This window comes from Pseudoalteromonas piscicida (genome assembly GCF_002208135.1).
Lineage (GTDB): Bacteria > Pseudomonadota > Gammaproteobacteria > Enterobacterales > Alteromonadaceae > Pseudoalteromonas > Pseudoalteromonas piscicida_A.
On record NZ_CP021646.1, the window covers coordinates 194,118 to 212,390 of the forward strand.

Below are 18,273 nucleotides of genomic sequence, written 5' to 3' on the forward strand. Positions count from 1 at the left end.
TGTTTTTTGGCTAAAATCTGCAGTAAGGTAGCAGTATGTATTTGATAGGGAAGCAATATGCCTATAATTTTTAAGCGTTTAGTTGTTTTGATGCGGGCTCATGTGGATAAGGCCAGCTGGCAACTGTTATTCATGGCAACACTCATTCATATGTCGGTGACTTGGGGGTTATTATGGCTCAGCAATGAATCGGCGTTATTGCCACTGAGCACGTTCTTTTATTACTACGTAGTGACGACTTCAACAGTTGGCTACGGAGACTTTAGTGCAACAACGGATTTTGGACGTTTAGTCGTTGCTATAATACAGATCCCATTTGGCCTTGCGCTATTTGGTGTGTTATTGGGAAAAGCTGGACAATTTGTGACGTATTGGGTGAGAAGAGGCATGACAGGGGAAAAAGACTTTGCACATTTGCAAAACCACATCGTAATTTTTGGTTGGCATGATGTGAGAACGAAAAAAATGGTGGACTATATTTTAGGTGACAATAAACGCGAAGATAGAAAAATCGTATTGGCCGTCACTGAGGCCATGGAGCATCCGCTGTTGAGTTATCCGGAAGTCGCATTTGCGCGTTTAACCAGCTTTACTGATGACGAACAGTTAAGTCGGATTAACATCGAGCGGGCTGACAAAATCATCATCGATGGTGATGATGATAACCAGACATTTACCACCGCGCTAAAGCTTAGCCGAGTAGTAAAACCCGAAGCGCATATTAGCGCGCATTTCTTGGACGATAGCAAAGCACTCCTTTTAAGAGATCATTGTAAAAATGTTGAATGCTCAGCATCGATGTCTGCGGAAATCTTAGTGCGAGCAATGCAAGACCCAGGCTCAAGCCGAGTACAAGAGGAGTTGCTGTCGACGCTACACGGCGATACGCAGTTTAGCTTAGCCTTACCAGCGGAGGTGGGCTGTTTAACCTTTGGTGATATTTTTGGTTATTTTAAACAGCATCACGATGCGACTTTACTCGGTATTGCGCACGATATAAATGCGCTAGACATGGATCTAAACCCTCCTTTGGATTACAACATCACAGGGGGAGATATTTTGCACTATATTGCACCGCAACGGGTGCTTGCATCAGAGGTTGACTGGTCATCACTATGTTCGAAGAACTCTTCTTGATGATTGCTGTTGTCTGCGCTTACTTACTTCCTGTGGCTTTAGTTGCAGGAAGCAAGCGCAGCAAAGGACATGAAAAAAACGGCTGGTTGATAGGAACGCTACTCTTTTCTTGGGTTGCTTTGCTGCTGTACATCAGCATTGTGCCTAAACAAGGGCGACAAAAAGGCAAAGCAAAACGTTAGCTTTGCCCCGACATCTCTAAAATAACCTGCCACTCGGGTTCGATGATGGGCATGATGGATAATCGCCCCCTTTTTTTAGAGCCAGTTCGGTGAGCGCAGTGTTGGCTTTTATCGCTTGCAGGGTCACCGGGCGTAGGTGCTGCTCGTATGCTAGAGTGACGCCTACCCAGCGAGGGTTATCGGTGCTTGATTTGGCATCATAATAATCACTACTTAAGTCAAATTGGTGTGGATCTGGCTCTGCGGCTTTTACCACTTTAGCAACGCCTACGACCGCAGGTACTTTACAGCTTGAATGGTAAATAAACACCGAGTCACCAACCTTAACCTCGTCGCGCAGAAAGTTTCTCGCTTGATAATTACGAATTCCCTCCCAAAAAGTTTGCTGCTCAGGCGCGTTTTTTAAGTCATCAATGGAAAATGCATCGGGTTCTGTTTTAAACAGCCAATAAGCCATATGGGTTAGTCCAATAGTTTGAGTTATGATGTATTATACTCATTTGAGCAATGTACTTGGTTTGCTACCAGTCCGTGTCTTACTTGGATTTGGTAAAAGTATTATCTCATTATAACGACTATCGCCAGTTCTACTAGACGTTCGGAGTGCAGCATGAGTCAAGTGTTACAAAATCTGTTGGATTTACTCAGCCTTGAAGAAATTGAGCAAGGGATATATCGAGGTCAAAGCCAAGACCTTGGCTTTCCTCAAGTGTTTGGCGGTCAGGTGATGGGGCAGGCGTTGTCTGCAGCAAAATATACCTTGCCGGAAGGGCGCTTTGTTAACTCGCTGCACTCTTACTTTTTGCGTCCTGGTGACGCGAGCAAGCCCATTGTCTACGATGTCGAAAACATTCGTGATGGTCGCAGTTTTAGCACTCGTAGGATCAGTGCTATTCAATATGGTAAGCCTATATTTTACATGACTGCCTCTTTCCAAGGGGATGAGCCAGGGGTTTCCCATCAATCTTTGATGCCGGATGTGCCAGAGCCTGAAACGTTAAAGTCATCACTCCACTTTTATCAAGAACATGCAGACCTCATTCCTGAGTCTCTTCGAGCTAAATTTACGCAAGAAATGCCGCTGGATATGCGTCCTGTAAACTTTCAAAATCCATTCAAACCCAAAAAGCAGGACCCGGTGAGAAATGTTTGGTTTAAAGCCAATGGTGGCATGCCGGACGACAGAAGGATCCACAACTATTTGCTGGCTTATGCCTCTGATTTTGAATTTTTACCAACAGCACTACAACCACATGGTTTGTCGTTTATGCAGTCGAATATGCAAGTCGCGACAATAGACCATGCGATGTGGTTCCATCGTCCGTTTAGAATGGATGATTGGATTTTATATAGTGTTGATAGCCCGAGCGCATCTAATGGCCGAGGTCTAGTGCGTGGTCAATTTTTCAACCGCCAAGGTGAGTTAGTTGCATCGACTATTCAAGAAGGCGTGATGCGGCAACGCTAATTTGTTGGAAAGTGTATGGTGTTTTTCTAACCGTAATCTCGCTTGGTGCTTTGTGCAGCACTAAGCAAGTCACAAACTTATAAACTCATAACTGTTTGTTGATAAAAGGATTGTAGGTTTTTTGATGGCCGTCTATAAAGTCGCCTGTACTACTTTTTCCGGTGCTGTGCTCGGTTTGATTTTGCACTATCTTTAAAATTCTAACTGGATGTAGCCTTATCGCATTCTTCCCAAACAAAAATTAACACTAAAGTCAGCTAAATTTATCTACATTATTAGTCACAAAACGAATCGTCGCGTCACAGACAGACGCATATGACTCTAGGAGAATGATAATGAATAAACCGCTCGCCACAGTAATTGCATTGACGTTTGTCGGATTAGCCGCGGGTTGCGCAACGGAAGCATCAAGAACGGTAGAAGCGCCAAAAGTGGCCTCATATAATCAGGCTTACAATGGACCAAAAAGTCAGTTAGCGGTTGGTAAATTGCAAAACCGTTCAGCTTTTCACAATGGTGTATTTAGTTCAGGACCCGACCGCTTGGGCTCTCAGGCAAAAACTATCCTGACCACCCATTTACAGCAGAGTAATCGCTTTATTGTTTTAGATAGAGAAAACATGACAGAGATCGCCCAAGAAGCTGGATTTGCAGGCGCAAAACAAAGTATTAAAGGCGCTAACTTTGTTATCACTGGAGATGTTTCCGAGTTTGGTAGAAAAGAAGTCGGTGATAAACAATTATTCGGCATTTTAGGTAAAGGAAAATCGCAAATTGCTTACGCTAAGGTAAATCTGAATATCGTTGATGTAACCAGTTCAGAAGTCGTTTACTCAGTGCAAGGTGCTGGTGAATACAGCTTATCCAATCGCGAAGTGATTGGCTTTGGCGGCACTGCGGGGTATGACTCAACGCTAAACGGCAAGGTACTGGATTTAGCCATTCGCGAGGCCGTCAATAACTTGGTTGGCGGTATTGAGAAAGGCGACTGGAAGCCATTATAGACAATCCCACAGCTAATCTAACCTCAGGTAAATTATGAAGCAAACGATATTTGTGGCGACTTTACTATTGATATTGTCTGGGTGTCAGAGTACGACACCGCAATATTATTATGGTTCTTACGAACGTAACCTCTATGAGTTTTTTCGAGGTGATGGGCAGTCTCTTGAACAGCAGATCAGTCAGTTAGAGTCAAGCATAGCGAGGGCCGAAGTAAAGCAGATCAGTCCAGCACCAGGCATGTATGCACATCTCGGTTACTTATACTTGATGCAAGGAGATGACAGCAAAGGGCTTGCTTATTTTGAACAGGAAAAACAACGGTATCCTGAGTCTCGACAATATATCGACTTTTTACTAAAAAATGCGCAGGGAGAATAAGATGACATGGATTAAAGCGAGCTTGGTGCTTTTGACTTTGGCCTTATTGAATGGCTGTGCGACGGCACCTAAACAGGATTATAGCGCTTTTATTCAAAGTGACCCTAAGTCGATACTGGTGTTACCGCCTATCAATAATTCCAATGAAGTTGTTGCGCCTTTTGGGGTAATGGCGACAGTAGTGAAGCCACTTGCCGACTCTGGCTATTATGTTTTTCCAGTATCTTTGGTTAATGAGACTTTTAAAAATAACGGCTTAACTGTGGCGCATGATGTTCACAGTGTCGCGATAGACAAGCTCTATGAAATCTTTGCTGCGGACGCCGCCTTATACATTGAGATTCAAGATTATGGTACGTCATACGTTGTATTAGATAGTGACACTACCGTCGCGCTATCGGCAAGGTTGGTTGATTTAAAAACTGGCCAAGTAATTTGGCGTGGTAAGTCAAAAGCGTCAAGTAGTGAAGACAGAGATGACCATGATAGCAGTTTGGCTGGCGCATTGATTGGCGCGGTACTAAATCAGGTGATTGAAAGCACCTCCGATAAAGGGTTTGAGGTATCACAGCAAGCATCACAGAGGTTATTATCTGCGGACTCAAGCAATGGTTTGCTTTATGGCTTTCGTTCTCCTAAGTATGGGCATCCGAAGTGAGCCCCTAATCCCAGTAGTAATTGAATTGCAATGAAAGTCGGGATGTTTCTGCATAGTCCCAACCAAATCTTACATCGGATTGAGGCGAAAGCTGGTTTGAGAGCTCAAGTTTGATATGTGTTGCGTGATGAGTATTTTTCGCGATGGAGGTTCTGAATGCAAAAGAATTATTTAGCCTTGAAAGTAAGCCAACTTCAATGCCAGGGCTGAGATAGTAATTGTTACTTATAGAAAAAGTTTCTATTGTTGCGAAAGCAAATGTGATGCTGCTAGCATTTAGCAGGTGGGCGTAGCCTGCAGCAATATTTAATCCAAAAAAAGCGTAATCATTACAATAAGCCTGCTGCTTTTCATAGCCTAAGCGTAGGCGCCAAGCCCAGTTTTGGTTATCAAACCCTTTTGCATAGCTTGGATTAAAAGACTCTAAATCCAGCACGTCAAACTTGTAAATATCAATGTCGTTATCAGCTAGCGCAAGTTCTACATCCAGCATTTCTAAGTTTGAAAATTTAACTCTAGCGGTGTCTGGAGAAAGCGAATCAAAATACGTCAATCTAAAGCCAAACCTCGCGGTATATTCGGAATCGGGCTGTGACTGAACGGCTAGGCTTACTTTCGATGGTTTTGTTGCCAAGTGTGGTGCTTTGTCACTTGGTGTTATAGCCAAGAGAGATTTCGCCTTACTGATGCCTGCTGGTAGCTTTATTCGTTCTTTTAGCAGTACACCTTTAAACTCACTGTTACACGTCTCGTCTCTTTCTAAGGTAAGTTGCAGCTGTATAAAGCTCATACCTGTAAGTTTGTGTAAATGCCTCAGGCGGCTTTAGGCTACTGCTGCTATATTCATTAGACTTTGGTTGACAGGTGATCCCCCATGGCAATAATTAGTGAATTTAGACCCGGTTACTTTTGTTGGATTGAGTTGTGTTCAAGCGACTGGCAGTCAGCAAAGCCTTTCTATAGCCAACTATTTGATTGGCAAATTCTTGACCAACCCATTGGCGAAGATTGTTATTACACCATGCTGCAAAAAGAAGCTGACGATGTCGCCGCTATGTATCAGATGACTGCTGAGCAACACCAAGGAGGCATGCCTAGTCACTGGCTTGCCTATGTGGCGGTAGACAATGTCGATGAATGTTTAAACAAAGCCAACGAACTCGGTGCTGAAGTGCTAGCAGGCCCCCACGATGTCTCAGGGGCGGGACGGATGGTGATGTTAAAGGAGCCTGGTGGAGCGATTTTTGCGTTATGGCAAGAGGGGGGCATATTGGAACGCAGCGTCACCTTGAAGCGAATACCCCTTATTGGTTTGAATTAGTGAGTAAAAACAGTGCTAAAAGCCGAGATTTTTACTCCGCATTATTTGGCTGGCAAATCGAAGTCAAAGACATGGGGAATATGAACTACACGTTGTTCAAAGTGAATGAGCAACCAGTGGCTGGCATGTTAGAAATGACGGCAGAATGGGGGAAGACATTCCCCCGCATTGGATGATTTACATTGCTGTATTGGATTGCGATAGTAAAGCTGAATATGCCCAGAAACTTGGCGGAGAAATTTGCGTACCGCCGACTGATATATCAGAAGTAGGTCGCTTTAGTGTGATAACCGATCCTCAAGGAGCAGTATTCTCTATCATAGAATCTGCAATGAATGATATTTCAACTTAATGCATTTCTAGTTCAATCACTTTGCCATGGCAAGTGGCAAAGTGGTTAGAGAGCCTACTTAGGATGGTATCGCGCTCACCACTGCTATGTAGCTGTTTTATAGACTCTGTTAATTTCGGCAGTAGGTCTTTGTGTTTGCGATTGATATAGTGATAAATAGGATAACGCACATCTCGTAATCTACGCACATAAACCGCGTCAAGCCCTGACTGACATAGCGCACCAAGCGCAAATAAGTCATCAGCTAATATTTGCTCTACGTGGCCTTTTTCAAGCGCCTGAAAAGCAGAAATGTCGTTAGAAACCGCATTGCAGGTCAGCTTTTTATGCTGGCAAACTTGCTCTGTAATTAAACTGCCTGTTATTACCACATAATCTTGCCGTGTCGACAAAATGCAATGCTCCTTCTTGAGACAAAATATTGCCATTTGAATGGTTGCAAGTGGCTCGGGTATTTGCAGTAAGTTCGGATAAGCGTTTGCAATAACGCTAGTGCGTCCTGCTTCTGCATCATAATACCCTTGATCCACATATTCTAATCCGCGCTCACTGGGTAACACGACAAGTGTGGGTGTGATATCCAAAGGTGCGTATATCTTTTGCATGAGTTGCGCTATCTGCTGTTGGCCAAGTTGATAAGCGACCAGCTCACTCACATTGATTTGGTAGGCGAAAGTCGCCGTGTGAATAAAAAAAAACAGCAGGGTGCTAAGTGCGAGTTTCACAACATATCCTTACGGTTGGCAGAGTTATAACTGTAGCAAAGTTGTCAGAAAGTGAAAAAGCACATCATAAAAATGAATTCAGTCAAGATTGACCTTGAGTTTAGTAAACTCATACCAATTGTAATAGTTTGAGCATAGAAATCGTGAGGAGAAGGATATGACACTACATGTTTTAGTGACCGGTGCTAACCGTGGGATCGGATTAGAATTTTGTAAGCAGTACCAATCTCTAGGCTGCAAAGTAACTGCGGTTGTTCGCAAAGCGTCGGCAGAACTAGAATCTCTAGGCGTAGACATCATTGAAGATATCGATGTTGCGACAGAAAATGGCGCGAAAAAACTAGTGGCGGCATTGGGCACGGAGAAAATAGACATTCTTATTAATAACGCTGGGGTATTTCACAACGAAACGCTAGCGGAAATGGATTTTGAAAATATCGACCACCAGTTTAGTGTTAATGCGTTAGGACCAATTCGAGTTACTCATGCACTACTCGATAACCTGAAAGCAGGTAGTAAAGTTGCCATGATCACAAGTCGTATGGGCTCGATAGCAGATAATGGTTCTGGTGGCTACATTGGCTATAGAATGTCAAAGGCTGCACTGAACGCGGCAAGTGTGAGTATGGCTCATGAGTTGAAAAACCAAGATATTGCGGTTGGACTATTCCACCCTGGCTTTGTGCAAACGCAGATGGTGGGATTTGCAGGTGATATTGGTCCTGATGTCGCGGCGGAACGTTTAATTAAGCGAATTGAGCACCTAACTATCGAAAACAGTGGTGGCTTTTGGCACTCCAACGGTGACACGCTTCCTTGGTAATCAAGTTGGGCGCCTCGTCGCCCCTTTTAAGCCATCGGCCGTCTAACTGTGCTAATATAAAGCAAATACTCAGATGGTAACCTTTGATGGAATTACAACAAGATACCCCACTATCACTGCCGCTTTTTTTGTTAGACGACAACATCGAGAATCGTGATATCGACTCTCCAGATGCTGAAGTATCAGTGATGTTGAGTGAGAACCTCCTTGCTCATTTGTGCCAAAACCCAAAAGAAGATGAGAATATCAGCTTGCATATCGATGACTATGCACTCAACAACATCAGTACGACAGTGACTGAGTTGATAGGGGCTGAGCATCAATTGCAATTGCTCATTAACCGTGGACCCATTCTCAGCGCAGTGCTGAGTACCAGTAGTGATGCGTTATTTGTCTCGCCTCCAGTGGAAATGATGCCGACTTTTGATCTTGGACTAGATGACGACGAGGACGAGTAAATGTCTAAACGTGCATTGCTTTGTGCGGTGGTTGTCGCCGTGCTTTCTGGCTGTGTGGCCTTGGGCGTGTCTAAATATGACGATATGTTTGGACCAGAGCAACCCCAAGCACGAATCGAACAATACCACCAAGGCGGTGCACGTTACTTACAAAGTGTGAAGCCCATTTTGGAGTCGCGTTGCGTGGTTTGTCATGGTTGTTATGACGCTCCTTGCCAGCTCAAATTGTCATCTCCTGAAGGTATAGATAGGGGATTGTCGAAGGAATTAGTGTATGACGGTACGCGGTTGTTAGCGCAAACACCAACCCGCCTGTTGTTCGATGCCCAAACCACGACACAGTGGCGAGAGCGTGGTTTTACCTCGGTGCTGAATGAGCGTAATCAATCTGAATATAGCAACCTAGCTGGAAGTGTGCTTTACAACAGCTTGCTGTTAAAAATGTCTCATCGTTTTCCTGAGCAAGGTATTTTGGGTAAAGAGTTTGATTTCTCTTTAGATCGAACGCAGTCTTGCCCGACCATGGATGAATTTTCTAGCCTTGCGAAACAGCAGCCTCATGCGGGTATGCCCTACGGCTTACCAGCGCTCACGCATGATGAATTCAAAACCTTGGAAGCATGGCTGCAAAGTGGCAGCCAAATGAGCCAGATAGCAAAGCCAAGTGTTGCAGCACAAAAAGAAGTGAAAAAATGGGAACAATTTCTTAATCAGGACTCCAATAAACACCGCCTTGCAGCGCGTTATATTTTTGAGCATTGGTATTTAGCCCATATCCACTTCCCTCATTTGGATGATCCTGCGTTTTTCCAATTGGTACGCTCAAGCACGCCGCCAGGCCAGCCTATTGCGTTGGTGAACTCGGTACGTCCGTTTGACGACCCTGAGGTCGATAGGGTGTATTATCGATTGATGCAAGTGCGCAGCACCATTTTGTCAAAAACTCACATGCCACTGGCATTGAACGACGCTAAGCTGTCACGGTTACATCAGCAGTTTTATGCAGCGGATTATCACGTGGTTGAGCTGCCAGGTTATGAACCAGAGCTTGCAGCAAACCCATTTAAGGTATTCAAAGATATTCCGGTTAATTCCCGTTATCAATTCATGCTGGATGAGGCTGAGTTAATTGTAAAAGGCTTTATCAAAGGTCCTGTATGCCGAGGCCAAATAGCGCTTAACGTCATTAATGACCACTTTTGGGTCGCGTTTGTTGATCCTGAAAAAAATAGCAATGAAGCGGTGAACCAGCTGCTGCTTAAACATGATGAAGATTTGGTGTTACCTGCGGCTGAGCAAAGTAATGCGTTACCGCTTTCCAGTTGGGCTAAATACGCCACTAAGCAGCAGGATTACTTACGTGCTAAGACTGAGCTTGCAGAAAAGATGTTCGCCGATGGTCAGCGTCTCAATATGGACTTGATCTGGCGTGGTGAGGGTGAAAATCCGAATGCAGCATTAACTATCTTCCGCCATTTTGATAGTGCTACGGTGGTTAAAGGTTTTATTGGTCAGCCTCCCAAAACAGCTTGGGTATTAGACTATGCTTTGTTCGAGCGCATTCACTACTTGCTGGTGGCGGGTTTTGACGTGTATGGCAACATTGGTCATCAGCTTATCACACGCTTATATATGGACTTCTTGAGGCTTGAAGGTGAGCAAAACTTTTTGAATCTGTTGCCACTTAGCCATCGTCAGGAAATTAAACGCTATTGGTATCGTAAGTCACACTTGAGCTTAAGTGAGTTTATTAATCGCAAATCACTAATCGGTGCGCAAACGGGGATAAAATACGAAACGGACGATCCAAAGCAAGAGCTGTATAACAAACTACATGCTGTGCTTAAGCCCGTTCTAAATAGGGATTATGACTATCAAGCCGTCGGCAAGCCATTGCAGGCACTTAATAGCATGTCCGTTAGGGCGATTAATTTGCTTCCACAGGTCTCATTTATTATTACTAAGCAAAGCGATGGTTCACATCAGGCATACTCGCTGTTGCACCATAATGCGCACTACAACATCTCCAGTTTGTTAAATGAAGAAGGGCAAAGAGCGTATACAGAAGACACGGCGACGATTGTGCCAGGTTTTATCGGAGATTATCCAGAGGCAATTTGGTATTTAGAAAGCGACGCGGCACAAGAGGACTTCGTCTCATCATTTAGCCAAATGAATAGTGAGTCTGATTACCGAGCGCTACGAGCGCAATATGGGATCCGCAGGACTCACCCAGAGTTTTGGCGTTACAGTGATTTAATCCACGATATTGCCAAGCAAACACGTGGCGTTGAATATGGTTTATTTGATTATAACCGGTTAGAAAATCGCTAAAAATGGAGTCTTCGGACTCCATTTTTTATGTGCTTTTCCTATAATTGACTAGCTGCTTTTACCGCAGCTAGTAGCACGCTTTCATCCAATCTCACTTTGTAATTTGGGTTTGCGTATTGAAATTGGATCAAGCCCTTCTTATCGACTACAAATACCGCCGGCACCGGCAAGGCAACTTTATCGTTCCCCTCAAAATCAACAAAATTTACGCCCAACTTGTTGCGATAAGCAAGGGCTGTTTTATCATCTAGGAAATAGGCGAGACCCAAAGCTTGGCTCATACGCATTTCGTCATCAGACAACAGTTGGTAGTGAGGGGATTCAATTGTACTTTTTGCCAGCGCCTCAGGTGAGTCTGGTGAAATAGCAATAATTTGAGCCCCCATTTTAACAAGCTGTGGCTCAATTTCTTGGATCCCCGCGAGCTGCCTAGAACAGTATGGACACCAGCCACCACGATAAACCACCAGTACGGTGATATTTTCTTTATAGCGCGTCGCGAGGTTGACAGCTTTACCTGACTTATCTTTGAGTTGTAAAGCGGGGGCGTCAATGCCTGGAAGGAGTGGGCTCACTTGCTCGGGTGCTGCTGCGATGTTGCTGATTTCAGCTGCGCTGACAAAGGCTGAACAAGCCAACGCGAGCGATAAAATAAAATGACGCATAAAAAGTTCCTAGGGTTTCAAGTTGATATCGACTCAGAAGACCTAAGCGCTGGCGAAAATCTTTCACTTCGGTATGATATCGCTCGTAATTGATTTCCATGAAGAGAGAGCACAATGTCTGCAAACATCACTAAGCTTGTGGTTATGCTAGAAATGCAACATGCCATGAATACCAAAGTACACCAACAATGGTTTGAACAAGGGTTTGAATGGTACCGCGCAATTTGGGTTGAATGTGCAGAAATGCTAGATCATTACGGTTGGAAATGGTGGAAAAAGCAAACGCCAGATACTGAGCAAGTGATTTTGGAACTAGTGGATATTTTTCATTTCGGCTTGTCTTTACGTATCGATGGCGAAACGTCATTTGAGCAACTGGCGACTCAATTAGAAGCTGAATTGGCAAAGCCAACTACGGCAGAAGACTTCAAGGAAACCCTTGAATTACTTGCAAGTGCGGCAGTGACTAAGCGTGAGTTTGATGCCCATGCGTTTGCGGGCTGTATGCAGCAAATTGGGATGTCTATTGACGATCTATACCGTGGATATGTCGGTAAAAACACGCTTAACTTCTTCCGCCAAGACCATGGCTATAAAGATGGTTCTTACATCAAGGTGTGGAATGGCCAAGAAGATAACGAGCACTTGGTCGAAGTGGTGAAAAGTCTTGATACAGCGCACCCAGACTTTAAAACACACGTGTACGACGGCTTAAAAGCTCGTTACCCAGCTTAATCTATTGGTAGCAAAGTACGATAATCGGAGACGGAGAGGTATTCAATTATCTCTCGTTCTGGTTGCCGGCTATCTGGGTTAGCAACGGCTAGCAAATGGCCAATGCCAAACTCTTTCGCAGCATTTAACACGCTAATGCTGTCGTCCACAAATAAAGTGCGGGACTTATCAAAGCCCAAATCTCGCTCTACCTGTTGCCACAACATCTGACTTTCTTTACTTACGCCATATTCATGGGTTGAAACCAATTTGTCGAGATACTTATCGAATTGGGTACGTTCAATTTTTAAGCTTAGACTGTTTGGGTGAGCATTGGTCAACAAGATAAGTTGTTTTCCACTCTCTCTTAAAGCCTCCAAAAACGCAGGTACATCATCACGAATAGAAATCAAATGCTGAACTTCACGTTTAAGCTCCATAATAGGTAGCTGTAGCTGTTCCTGCCAATAATCTAGGCAATACCATTCTATCTGACCCATTACCGCGTCATAACGCGCAAGAATATCGGCCCTTGCTGCCTCAAGGGTTAAGCCTTGGCGTTTTGCATGTGCCTTGGGCACGACGTCGAGAAAAAAGTGATTATCAAAATGGAGGTCGAGTAATGTGCCATCCATATCTAACAAAACGGTATCGATATTTGACCAATTTAGCATAGGCATTTAACTTCAAAGGCTTTATGATTAAGGTATTCGCCATGATAGCAAATAATAATTTATGTCACACAAAAAGCATCCCACACCACCCGAAATTTTAGCTTGCGACGTCGTTGCTAAAAGTAAATTGTTCACGGTAGAAGCACTTTCGTTATCCTTTTCGAATGGCGAGCAACGAGAATATGAAAGAGTGCGTGGCGGTGGTCGTGGCGCGGTGATGATAGTCCCCATAACTGCTGATAATGAGCTATTATTAGTAAGAGAGTACTGTGCAGGAACACACGACTATCAACTCGGCTTTCCTAAAGGGCTAATTGACCCTGGCGAAACCCCGTTGGAAGCGGGTAACCGAGAGCTAAAAGAAGAAGTTGGTTTTGGTGCAAATGCTTTCTCTGAACTCAAAGTGGTATCACTAGCACCGAGTTACTTTAATGCCAAAATGCATATTTTGGTTGCTAGTGAACTTTACCCTGAACAGCTTGAAGGTGATGAGCCAGAGCCACTGGTAGTAGTGAAGTGGCCACTAGATAAATTATATGAGCTGTTACAGCAAGAGGACTTTACCGAAGCAAGAAGTGTCGCAGCACTACTGTTATTAAAAGCACATTTGAATTTGGAGGCGTAAATTGCAGTCCTATTTAGAGCCTTGCATCACGCTGGCAAAACGTGCCGGCGAAGCCATTATGGCAATTTATCAAGCTGATGACATTGGTAAAAAAGAAAAGTCTGACCATACTCCAGTCACTGCCGCAGACTTGGCATCTAATGAGATATTAATGGCTGGTCTTGCCGAAATAGCACCTGATATTCCGGTGATGTCTGAGGAAACACCCATTCCACCATTGAGTGAGCGACAAAGTTGGCAGCGCTACTGGTTACTCGACCCTATGGATGGCACTGGGGAGTTTATTCTTGAAAGTGGTGATTTTGCCGTCAATATTGCACTAATCGAAAATAACCATCCTGTGTTAGGCGTCATTTACTGGCCATCTCAAGGGCTGACATATTACGCCAGCAAAGATGAAGGCGCGTTTAAACGCAGTGACTCAGGTGAAAGTAAACGTATTTTCGTCTCGTCAAGAGAAACGCTCACATTGGCTGTAAGTCGTAGACAAAAACTGGAAGCGGTGAGTCAGTACTTAAATAGTCAGTTCGACACGGTCGCGCTCGGTTCATGTTCATTAAAAGCATGCATTATCGCAGAAGGTAAAGCGGATTGTTTTTTACGAGTAGGACCTACGGGTGAGTGGGATACAGGCGCATCACAAATCATCGTCGAAGAAGCCGGGGGTTGTATCACCGATGCTGAGTTTAACCCGCTGACTTACAATCGACGAGAAACTACCGAAAACCCAGACTTTATCGTCATGGGACATCCCGATTGGCAATGGCAAAAGTTGATCAGCCCACATCATCGAGCGATAGAATAAATAATGGGTTAAGTCTAAAGTTGTGGGATTTTTGCGCATTTGAATTGTTTTAAGCGTTAAATCCCTTGCAATAAAATTTTAATCCATTATTATAGCGGCCTCTTGAAAGGGAAGTCCTTTTTAAGAAATTACAGGCGCGGGATAGAGCAGAATGATAAATCATTCGTCGGACTCGCTAAAGCTGGAAAGAATCGAAGGTCGTCGGTACCCAACGATAATAGGTTCAAAAAAATATACAGGCGCGGGATGGAGCAGCCTGGTAGCTCGTCGGGCTCATAACCCGAAGGTCGTCGGTTCAAATCCGGCTCCCGCAACCAACATCTGTTGGATGTATAAAGTCTCAAGTACAAGACTTAAAATTAAGTACAAATACAGGCGCGGGATGGAGCAGAATGATAAATCATTCGTCGGACTCGCTAAACCTGGAAAGAATCGAAGGTCGTCGGTCCCCGACGAAAAATAGATTCACAAAAATATACAGGCGCGGGATGGAGCAGAATGATAAATCATTCGTCGAGCTCACTAAACCTGGAAAGAATCGAAGGTCGTCGGTACCCGACGATAATAGGTTCAAAAAATATACAGGCGCGGGATGGAGCAGCCTGGTAGCTCGTCGGGCTCATAACCCGAAGGTCGTCGGTTCAAATCCGGCTCCCGCAACCAACATCTGTTGGGTGTATAAAGTCTCAAGTACAAGACTTAAAATCAAGTACAAATACAGGCGCGGGATGGAGCAGCCTGGTAGCTCGTCGGGCTCATAACCCGAAGGTCGTCGGTTCAAATCCGGCTCCCGCAACCAATTCTTAATTGGACTGCATAATCTAAAGAACTAGTACAAAAGTCGTCGGTTCACTCTTCATAAATTAATGGCTCCCGCAACCAATTTTTATTTGTACTGAGGTTTAAGCTATGTTCTATAGCTAGCCTACGTTTCTCTACACATTCTAAAACTCCCAAAACTTAATTCTATTGATTCTGAAACCTAAGTCTTTACTTTGTAGATCATCGCCTCACTTTTCATATTTTCGGCATTAAACTTGGTATTACGAATATTTGTCTATAACTCTTTATATGGTCTAGGCTTTTACTATCTCTTGTTTGAGGTGTATGAAGATGGATTTACATAGTATTAGAGTCAAAAGTTCGTTGCCTACGGCTATGTTGGCGATCGTATTATTATTTGTGTTTTTTGGTTTTTCTGTGTTGCTCAATAAAGTGCAATCGGCACTTGAGATCCAAACTGAAAACTATTTAAAAGCCGTGTCAGTGGTACTCAATGCGGATAGAGACTTTTATCAAGCTCAAGAAGCCTACCTCAAGTTATTAGCTGGTGAAGAGAGGTGGGCGGATTTTGAAGAAAACGCCGAGCAGGTTAAACAGCGTTATCAAAAGTATATTCAGTTTATGTCGCTCCACCAAAGTGAGCTTGGTAGTTTTGCAACTTTTGATGCGGACTTTCAACGTTGGTATCGCGTTACGGTGGCGAGTATTAAAGCCCCGACAGATAAAGCGCTTCAAACTGAGTCTGCTAAGTTATTTGGTGCAGTTCGTGATGTGCTTGATAAAGCAGGAGAATTAGCCGATGGTAAATCAGCTGCAAGTCGTGCGGTAGTCGTTTCTGAGGTAACTCAAATAAAGTGGGGGCTTGGTGTTGGTGCCTTGTTCCTACTTGGTATTGCTTGTTGGATTGCCTATTGGATCCCTCGTCAGCTAGCAAAGCAGATAAATTTTGTGTCGGATAGGATCTCTGAAATCGCCTCTGGAGATGGAGATTTAACAGGTCGCATTGAAATCAAAGGAAATGATGAGTTCGCAAAGCTGTCGCTAAACTTTAATCATTTTCTCGAAAGTTTACAGGCAATGGTCACAGCGCTTGTGAAAGATGGTGGCGAGCTGTCGAGTTTGTCGTCAAAACTCAGTCATTATGCTACACAGTGTCATGATTTAATCGACTCGCTTGGTAAGTCATCCCATACCATTGTTAGCGCGGTGCATCAGTTAAGTCACTCAAGCCAAGAAGTCTCGTCGGTCGCAGAAAACTCATTGAAAGAAGCTGAAGCTTCGCATCGCTACGCAGCACAAGGTAAAACGGTGCTGGCAGATTCAAAACAAAAAATCACTCATCTTGCTGATAATATGGAAGCAGCCCTCTCAAGTTCGTTAGCATTACAAAAAAATTCTGAAAATATTACGCAAGTGCTTGATGTCATTCGGGGGATCGCTGAGCAAACCAATTTATTAGCGCTCAACGCGGCAATTGAAGCGGCAAGAGCTGGTGAGCAAGGTCGTGGATTTGCAGTGGTAGCTGACGAGGTTAGGTCACTGGCCACTCGAACACAAGACAGCACTAATGATATTCAGAAGATGTTGGAAGCATTCTCACATAGCGTAGAAGACTCACAAAAGACTATTGAAGATGGTAAGCAGTATGTTGATGTTGCGGTAGAAAGTTTTGCGAAGGCAACGGAGTTATTGGAGTTAATTGCACAAAGTGCGGTGAAAGTGACTGAACTCTCAGAGCAAACCGCCCATGCAACTCAGCAGCAAAATGCAGTATCTACCGAGATTAGCTGTAATCTCACCGATTTAAATGACAGAACATTGGATGGCGAGCGGTTGTCTGGGGAAACGCATCAAATTTCGAATGATGTGCTGCAAGTCACCAGTAAATTGGTGGATGAATTATCTCAGTTTAAAGTCTAAGGTATTGTAAGGTGTGCTGTTCGGCACACCTTATGAAATCTGGGGTCTAAATACTAACACGCTATTTAGCAAACTTCTTTGCGTAAGCCTCGGCTTGTTTCCACACGCGGAGGGTATTCCCACCTAAAATCTTTTTGATATCAGCGTCGCTGTAGCCTCTATCCAAGAGACCTTGCACAAGATTTGGATACGTTGACACGTCTTTCAGGCCAACAGGTAGTGAGTCACCCACACCATCGTAATCTGAACCAATCCCTACATGATCTATCCCTATCAACTTAACGACGTGGTCAATGTGATCTAGCACTTGATCAAGCGTGGCAAATGGGAACGGATTTTTCGCTCTAAACGCAGCTCTAAAGTCGGTGCGATCTTTGTCTTTAGCTTCTTTTTGCGCTTCGTCACGCTTGTCATACCAAGCACCAGCTTTTGCCGTCACAAAGCTCGAGCCAAAGTTAATTTGGATCACGCCGCCATTTTCTGCCAAGGCTTTGAGCATTTCGTCATCCATATTGCGCTCGAAACCTGGTGTGTATTTTCGCAAGGATGAATGTGAAGCAACGACTGGTACTTTTGAGATGTCCATGACCTGATAAAAGGCGTCATCGGAAATATGTGATACATCAATGAGCATACCAATTTTGTTCATTTCAACCACAAGCTCTTTACCAAATGGGCTTAAGCCTTTCCATTTACGGCGTACGTCATAAGATGAGTCAGAAATATGGTTGCTTTGCGAGTGTGCTAAGGTGATATAGCGTACGCCACGATCATAAAAATGTTTAAGGTTCTTCATCTCACCTTCAATGGGTGAACCATTTTCCATGCCCATCGCGATAGACATAATACCATTGTCAAATTGCGCGTAAATGTCGTCGGTATTGTATGCCATTGCAAATTTATCTGGTGCGCGATGCGCTAAGGCTTCCATACCGTCAATCAGTTGATTGGCGAGTTGATAGCTTTTACCTTTACCCTCAAATTCCAAGTTAGCTGGAATATAAATAGACATAAATGGTGCATTAAGACCACCTTTTACCGCGCGAGGGTAGTCAAAATCACCGCCTTCGGTTGCTTGACTAACATCATCCCATTTACTTTGAATGCGGTATGGAACGTCGATGTGTGTATCAATTAGGATGTTATCGTGAGCGAGTTTAACCGCGCGCTCAGAGGCTTTGTATTCAGTTGCATAAGCTGTAGAAACAGCCAGCGCTAGGGCGCAAAGAGCAGTGCCGAGCTTCAT

18 protein-coding genes, 3 tRNA genes and 2 pseudogenes are annotated in these 18,273 nt (G+C 44.1%); 17 read left to right on the forward strand and 6 right to left on the reverse strand.

The annotated features are described in order from the left end of the window. Positions 1–57 precede the first annotated feature (57 nt). Positions 58–1,137, forward strand: coding sequence for a potassium channel family protein (locus tag B1L02_RS00840; RefSeq protein ID WP_088529568.1), 1,080 nt, complete (start codon positions 58–60; stop codon positions 1,135–1,137). Continuing rightward, complete coding sequence (locus tag B1L02_RS00845; protein ID WP_088529569.1) at positions 1,137–1,319, forward strand: hypothetical protein; 183 nt, start codon at positions 1,137–1,139, stop codon at positions 1,317–1,319. Before B1L02_RS00840 ends, B1L02_RS00845 begins: the two co-directional genes overlap by 1 nt. Here the strand turns inward: B1L02_RS00845 and B1L02_RS00850 are convergent. After that, a pseudogene (locus B1L02_RS00850) lies at positions 1,316–1,776 on the reverse strand (EVE domain-containing protein). The gene B1L02_RS00845 and the pseudogene B1L02_RS00850 sit on opposite strands and share 4 nt — an antisense overlap. Before the next feature lie 153 nt (positions 1,777–1,929). Between B1L02_RS00850 and tesB the strand changes: the two are divergent. From tesB to B1L02_RS00870, 4 genes are all read left to right on the forward strand, one after another. Continuing rightward, the gene (tesB, locus tag B1L02_RS00855) at positions 1,930–2,787 is read left to right on the forward strand and encodes an acyl-CoA thioesterase II (protein ID WP_088529570.1); all 858 of its coding nucleotides are present in this window, start codon (positions 1,930–1,932) and stop codon (positions 2,785–2,787) included. Between the two features lie 335 nt (positions 2,788–3,122). After that, positions 3,123–3,791 carry a CsgG/HfaB family protein gene (locus tag B1L02_RS00860; protein WP_088529571.1) on the forward strand — a complete coding sequence of 223 codons (669 nt, stop codon included), beginning with the start codon at positions 3,123–3,125 and terminating at the stop codon, positions 3,789–3,791. A 34-nt stretch (positions 3,792–3,825) separates the two neighbouring features. Further along, positions 3,826–4,170 (forward strand): DUF4810 domain-containing protein, encoded by a 345-nt coding sequence (locus B1L02_RS00865; RefSeq protein WP_088529572.1) that lies wholly within the window; start codon positions 3,826–3,828, stop codon positions 4,168–4,170. A gap of 1 nt (position 4,171) precedes the next feature. Continuing rightward, entirely contained in the window at positions 4,172–4,828 is a 657-nt protein-coding gene (locus tag B1L02_RS00870) for a DUF799 domain-containing protein (RefSeq protein WP_088529573.1), read from the forward strand. A gap of 4 nt (positions 4,829–4,832) precedes the next feature. Here B1L02_RS00870 and B1L02_RS00875 read toward each other — a convergent pair whose 3' ends face one another. Continuing rightward, positions 4,833–5,618 (reverse strand): hypothetical protein, encoded by a 786-nt coding sequence (locus B1L02_RS00875; protein WP_223191979.1) that lies wholly within the window; start codon positions 5,616–5,618, stop codon positions 4,833–4,835. 84 nt (positions 5,619–5,702) lie between these two features. On the opposite strand from B1L02_RS00875, the pseudogene B1L02_RS00880 reads away from it, so the two are divergent. Continuing rightward, a pseudogene (locus tag B1L02_RS00880) lies at positions 5,703–6,501 on the forward strand (VOC family protein). Here the strand turns inward: B1L02_RS00880 and B1L02_RS00885 are convergent. Beyond that, entirely contained in the window at positions 6,498–7,226 is a 729-nt protein-coding gene (locus B1L02_RS00885) for a transporter substrate-binding domain-containing protein (RefSeq protein WP_088529574.1), read from the reverse strand. The pseudogene B1L02_RS00880 and the gene B1L02_RS00885 sit on opposite strands and share 4 nt — an antisense overlap. A 157-nt stretch (positions 7,227–7,383) precedes the next feature. Here B1L02_RS00885 and B1L02_RS00890 point away from each other — a divergent pair, with 157 nt between their 5' ends. The 3 genes from B1L02_RS00890 to B1L02_RS00900 all read left to right on the forward strand — a co-directional run bounded on the left by B1L02_RS00890 (position 7,384) and on the right by B1L02_RS00900 (position 10,841). Beyond that, a complete protein-coding gene (locus B1L02_RS00890; RefSeq protein WP_088529575.1) occupies positions 7,384–8,049 on the forward strand; it encodes an SDR family oxidoreductase in 666 nt (221 codons plus the stop codon). Positions 8,050–8,135: 86 nt separating this feature from the next. Then, positions 8,136–8,507 carry a hypothetical protein gene (locus B1L02_RS00895; RefSeq protein WP_039494717.1) on the forward strand — a complete coding sequence of 124 codons (372 nt, stop codon included), beginning with the start codon at positions 8,136–8,138 and terminating at the stop codon, positions 8,505–8,507. Continuing rightward, positions 8,508–10,841, forward strand: coding sequence for a fatty acid cis/trans isomerase (locus B1L02_RS00900; protein ID WP_088529576.1), 2,334 nt, complete (start codon positions 8,508–8,510; stop codon positions 10,839–10,841). It begins immediately after the preceding gene. A 38-nt stretch (positions 10,842–10,879) separates the two neighbouring features. Here the strand turns inward: B1L02_RS00900 and B1L02_RS00905 are convergent, their stop codons facing one another. Further along, entirely contained in the window at positions 10,880–11,506 is a 627-nt protein-coding gene (locus tag B1L02_RS00905) for a peroxiredoxin-like family protein (RefSeq protein WP_088529577.1), read from the reverse strand. A gap of 114 nt (positions 11,507–11,620) precedes the next feature. Here B1L02_RS00905 and B1L02_RS00910 point away from each other — a divergent pair, with 114 nt between their 5' ends. Continuing rightward, on the forward strand, positions 11,621–12,241 hold the full coding sequence (locus B1L02_RS00910; protein ID WP_017219351.1) for a dUTP diphosphatase: 621 nt from the start codon (positions 11,621–11,623) through the stop codon (positions 12,239–12,241). Here the strand turns inward: B1L02_RS00910 and yrfG are convergent. Then, complete coding sequence (yrfG, locus tag B1L02_RS00915; RefSeq protein WP_167651273.1) at positions 12,238–12,894, reverse strand: GMP/IMP nucleotidase; 657 nt, start codon at positions 12,892–12,894, stop codon at positions 12,238–12,240. The genes B1L02_RS00910 and yrfG overlap by 4 nt on opposite strands. Positions 12,895–12,955: 61 nt before the next feature. Between yrfG and nudE the strand changes: the two genes are divergently transcribed. The 6 genes from nudE (at position 12,956) to B1L02_RS00945 (ending at position 17,027) form a co-directional block, all read left to right on the forward strand. Next, complete coding sequence (gene nudE, locus B1L02_RS00920) at positions 12,956–13,519, forward strand: ADP compounds hydrolase NudE (protein WP_088529579.1); 564 nt, start codon at positions 12,956–12,958, stop codon at positions 13,517–13,519. 1 nt (position 13,520) lies between these two features. Next, positions 13,521–14,324 (forward strand): 3'(2'),5'-bisphosphate nucleotidase CysQ, encoded by an 804-nt coding sequence (gene cysQ / locus B1L02_RS00925; RefSeq protein ID WP_088529580.1) that lies wholly within the window; start codon positions 13,521–13,523, stop codon positions 14,322–14,324. Between the two features lie 240 nt (positions 14,325–14,564). Beyond that, positions 14,565–14,641: transfer RNA gene (locus B1L02_RS00930), tRNA-Met, on the forward strand. Positions 14,642–14,910: 269 nt separating this feature from the next. Next, a tRNA-Met gene (locus B1L02_RS00935) sits at positions 14,911–14,987 on the forward strand. 59 nt (positions 14,988–15,046) lie between these two features. Further along, positions 15,047–15,123: transfer RNA gene (locus tag B1L02_RS00940), tRNA-Met, on the forward strand. Positions 15,124–15,437: 314 nt separating this feature from the next. After that, positions 15,438–17,027: a methyl-accepting chemotaxis protein gene (locus tag B1L02_RS00945; protein ID WP_088529581.1), complete on the forward strand. Its 1,590-nt coding sequence runs from the start codon at positions 15,438–15,440 to the stop codon at positions 17,025–17,027. Positions 17,028–17,088: 61 nt separating this feature from the next. Here the strand turns inward: B1L02_RS00945 and B1L02_RS00950 are convergent, their stop codons facing one another. Next, on the reverse strand, positions 17,089–18,273 hold the full coding sequence (locus B1L02_RS00950) for a dipeptidase (protein WP_088529582.1): 1,185 nt from the start codon (positions 18,271–18,273) through the stop codon (positions 17,089–17,091).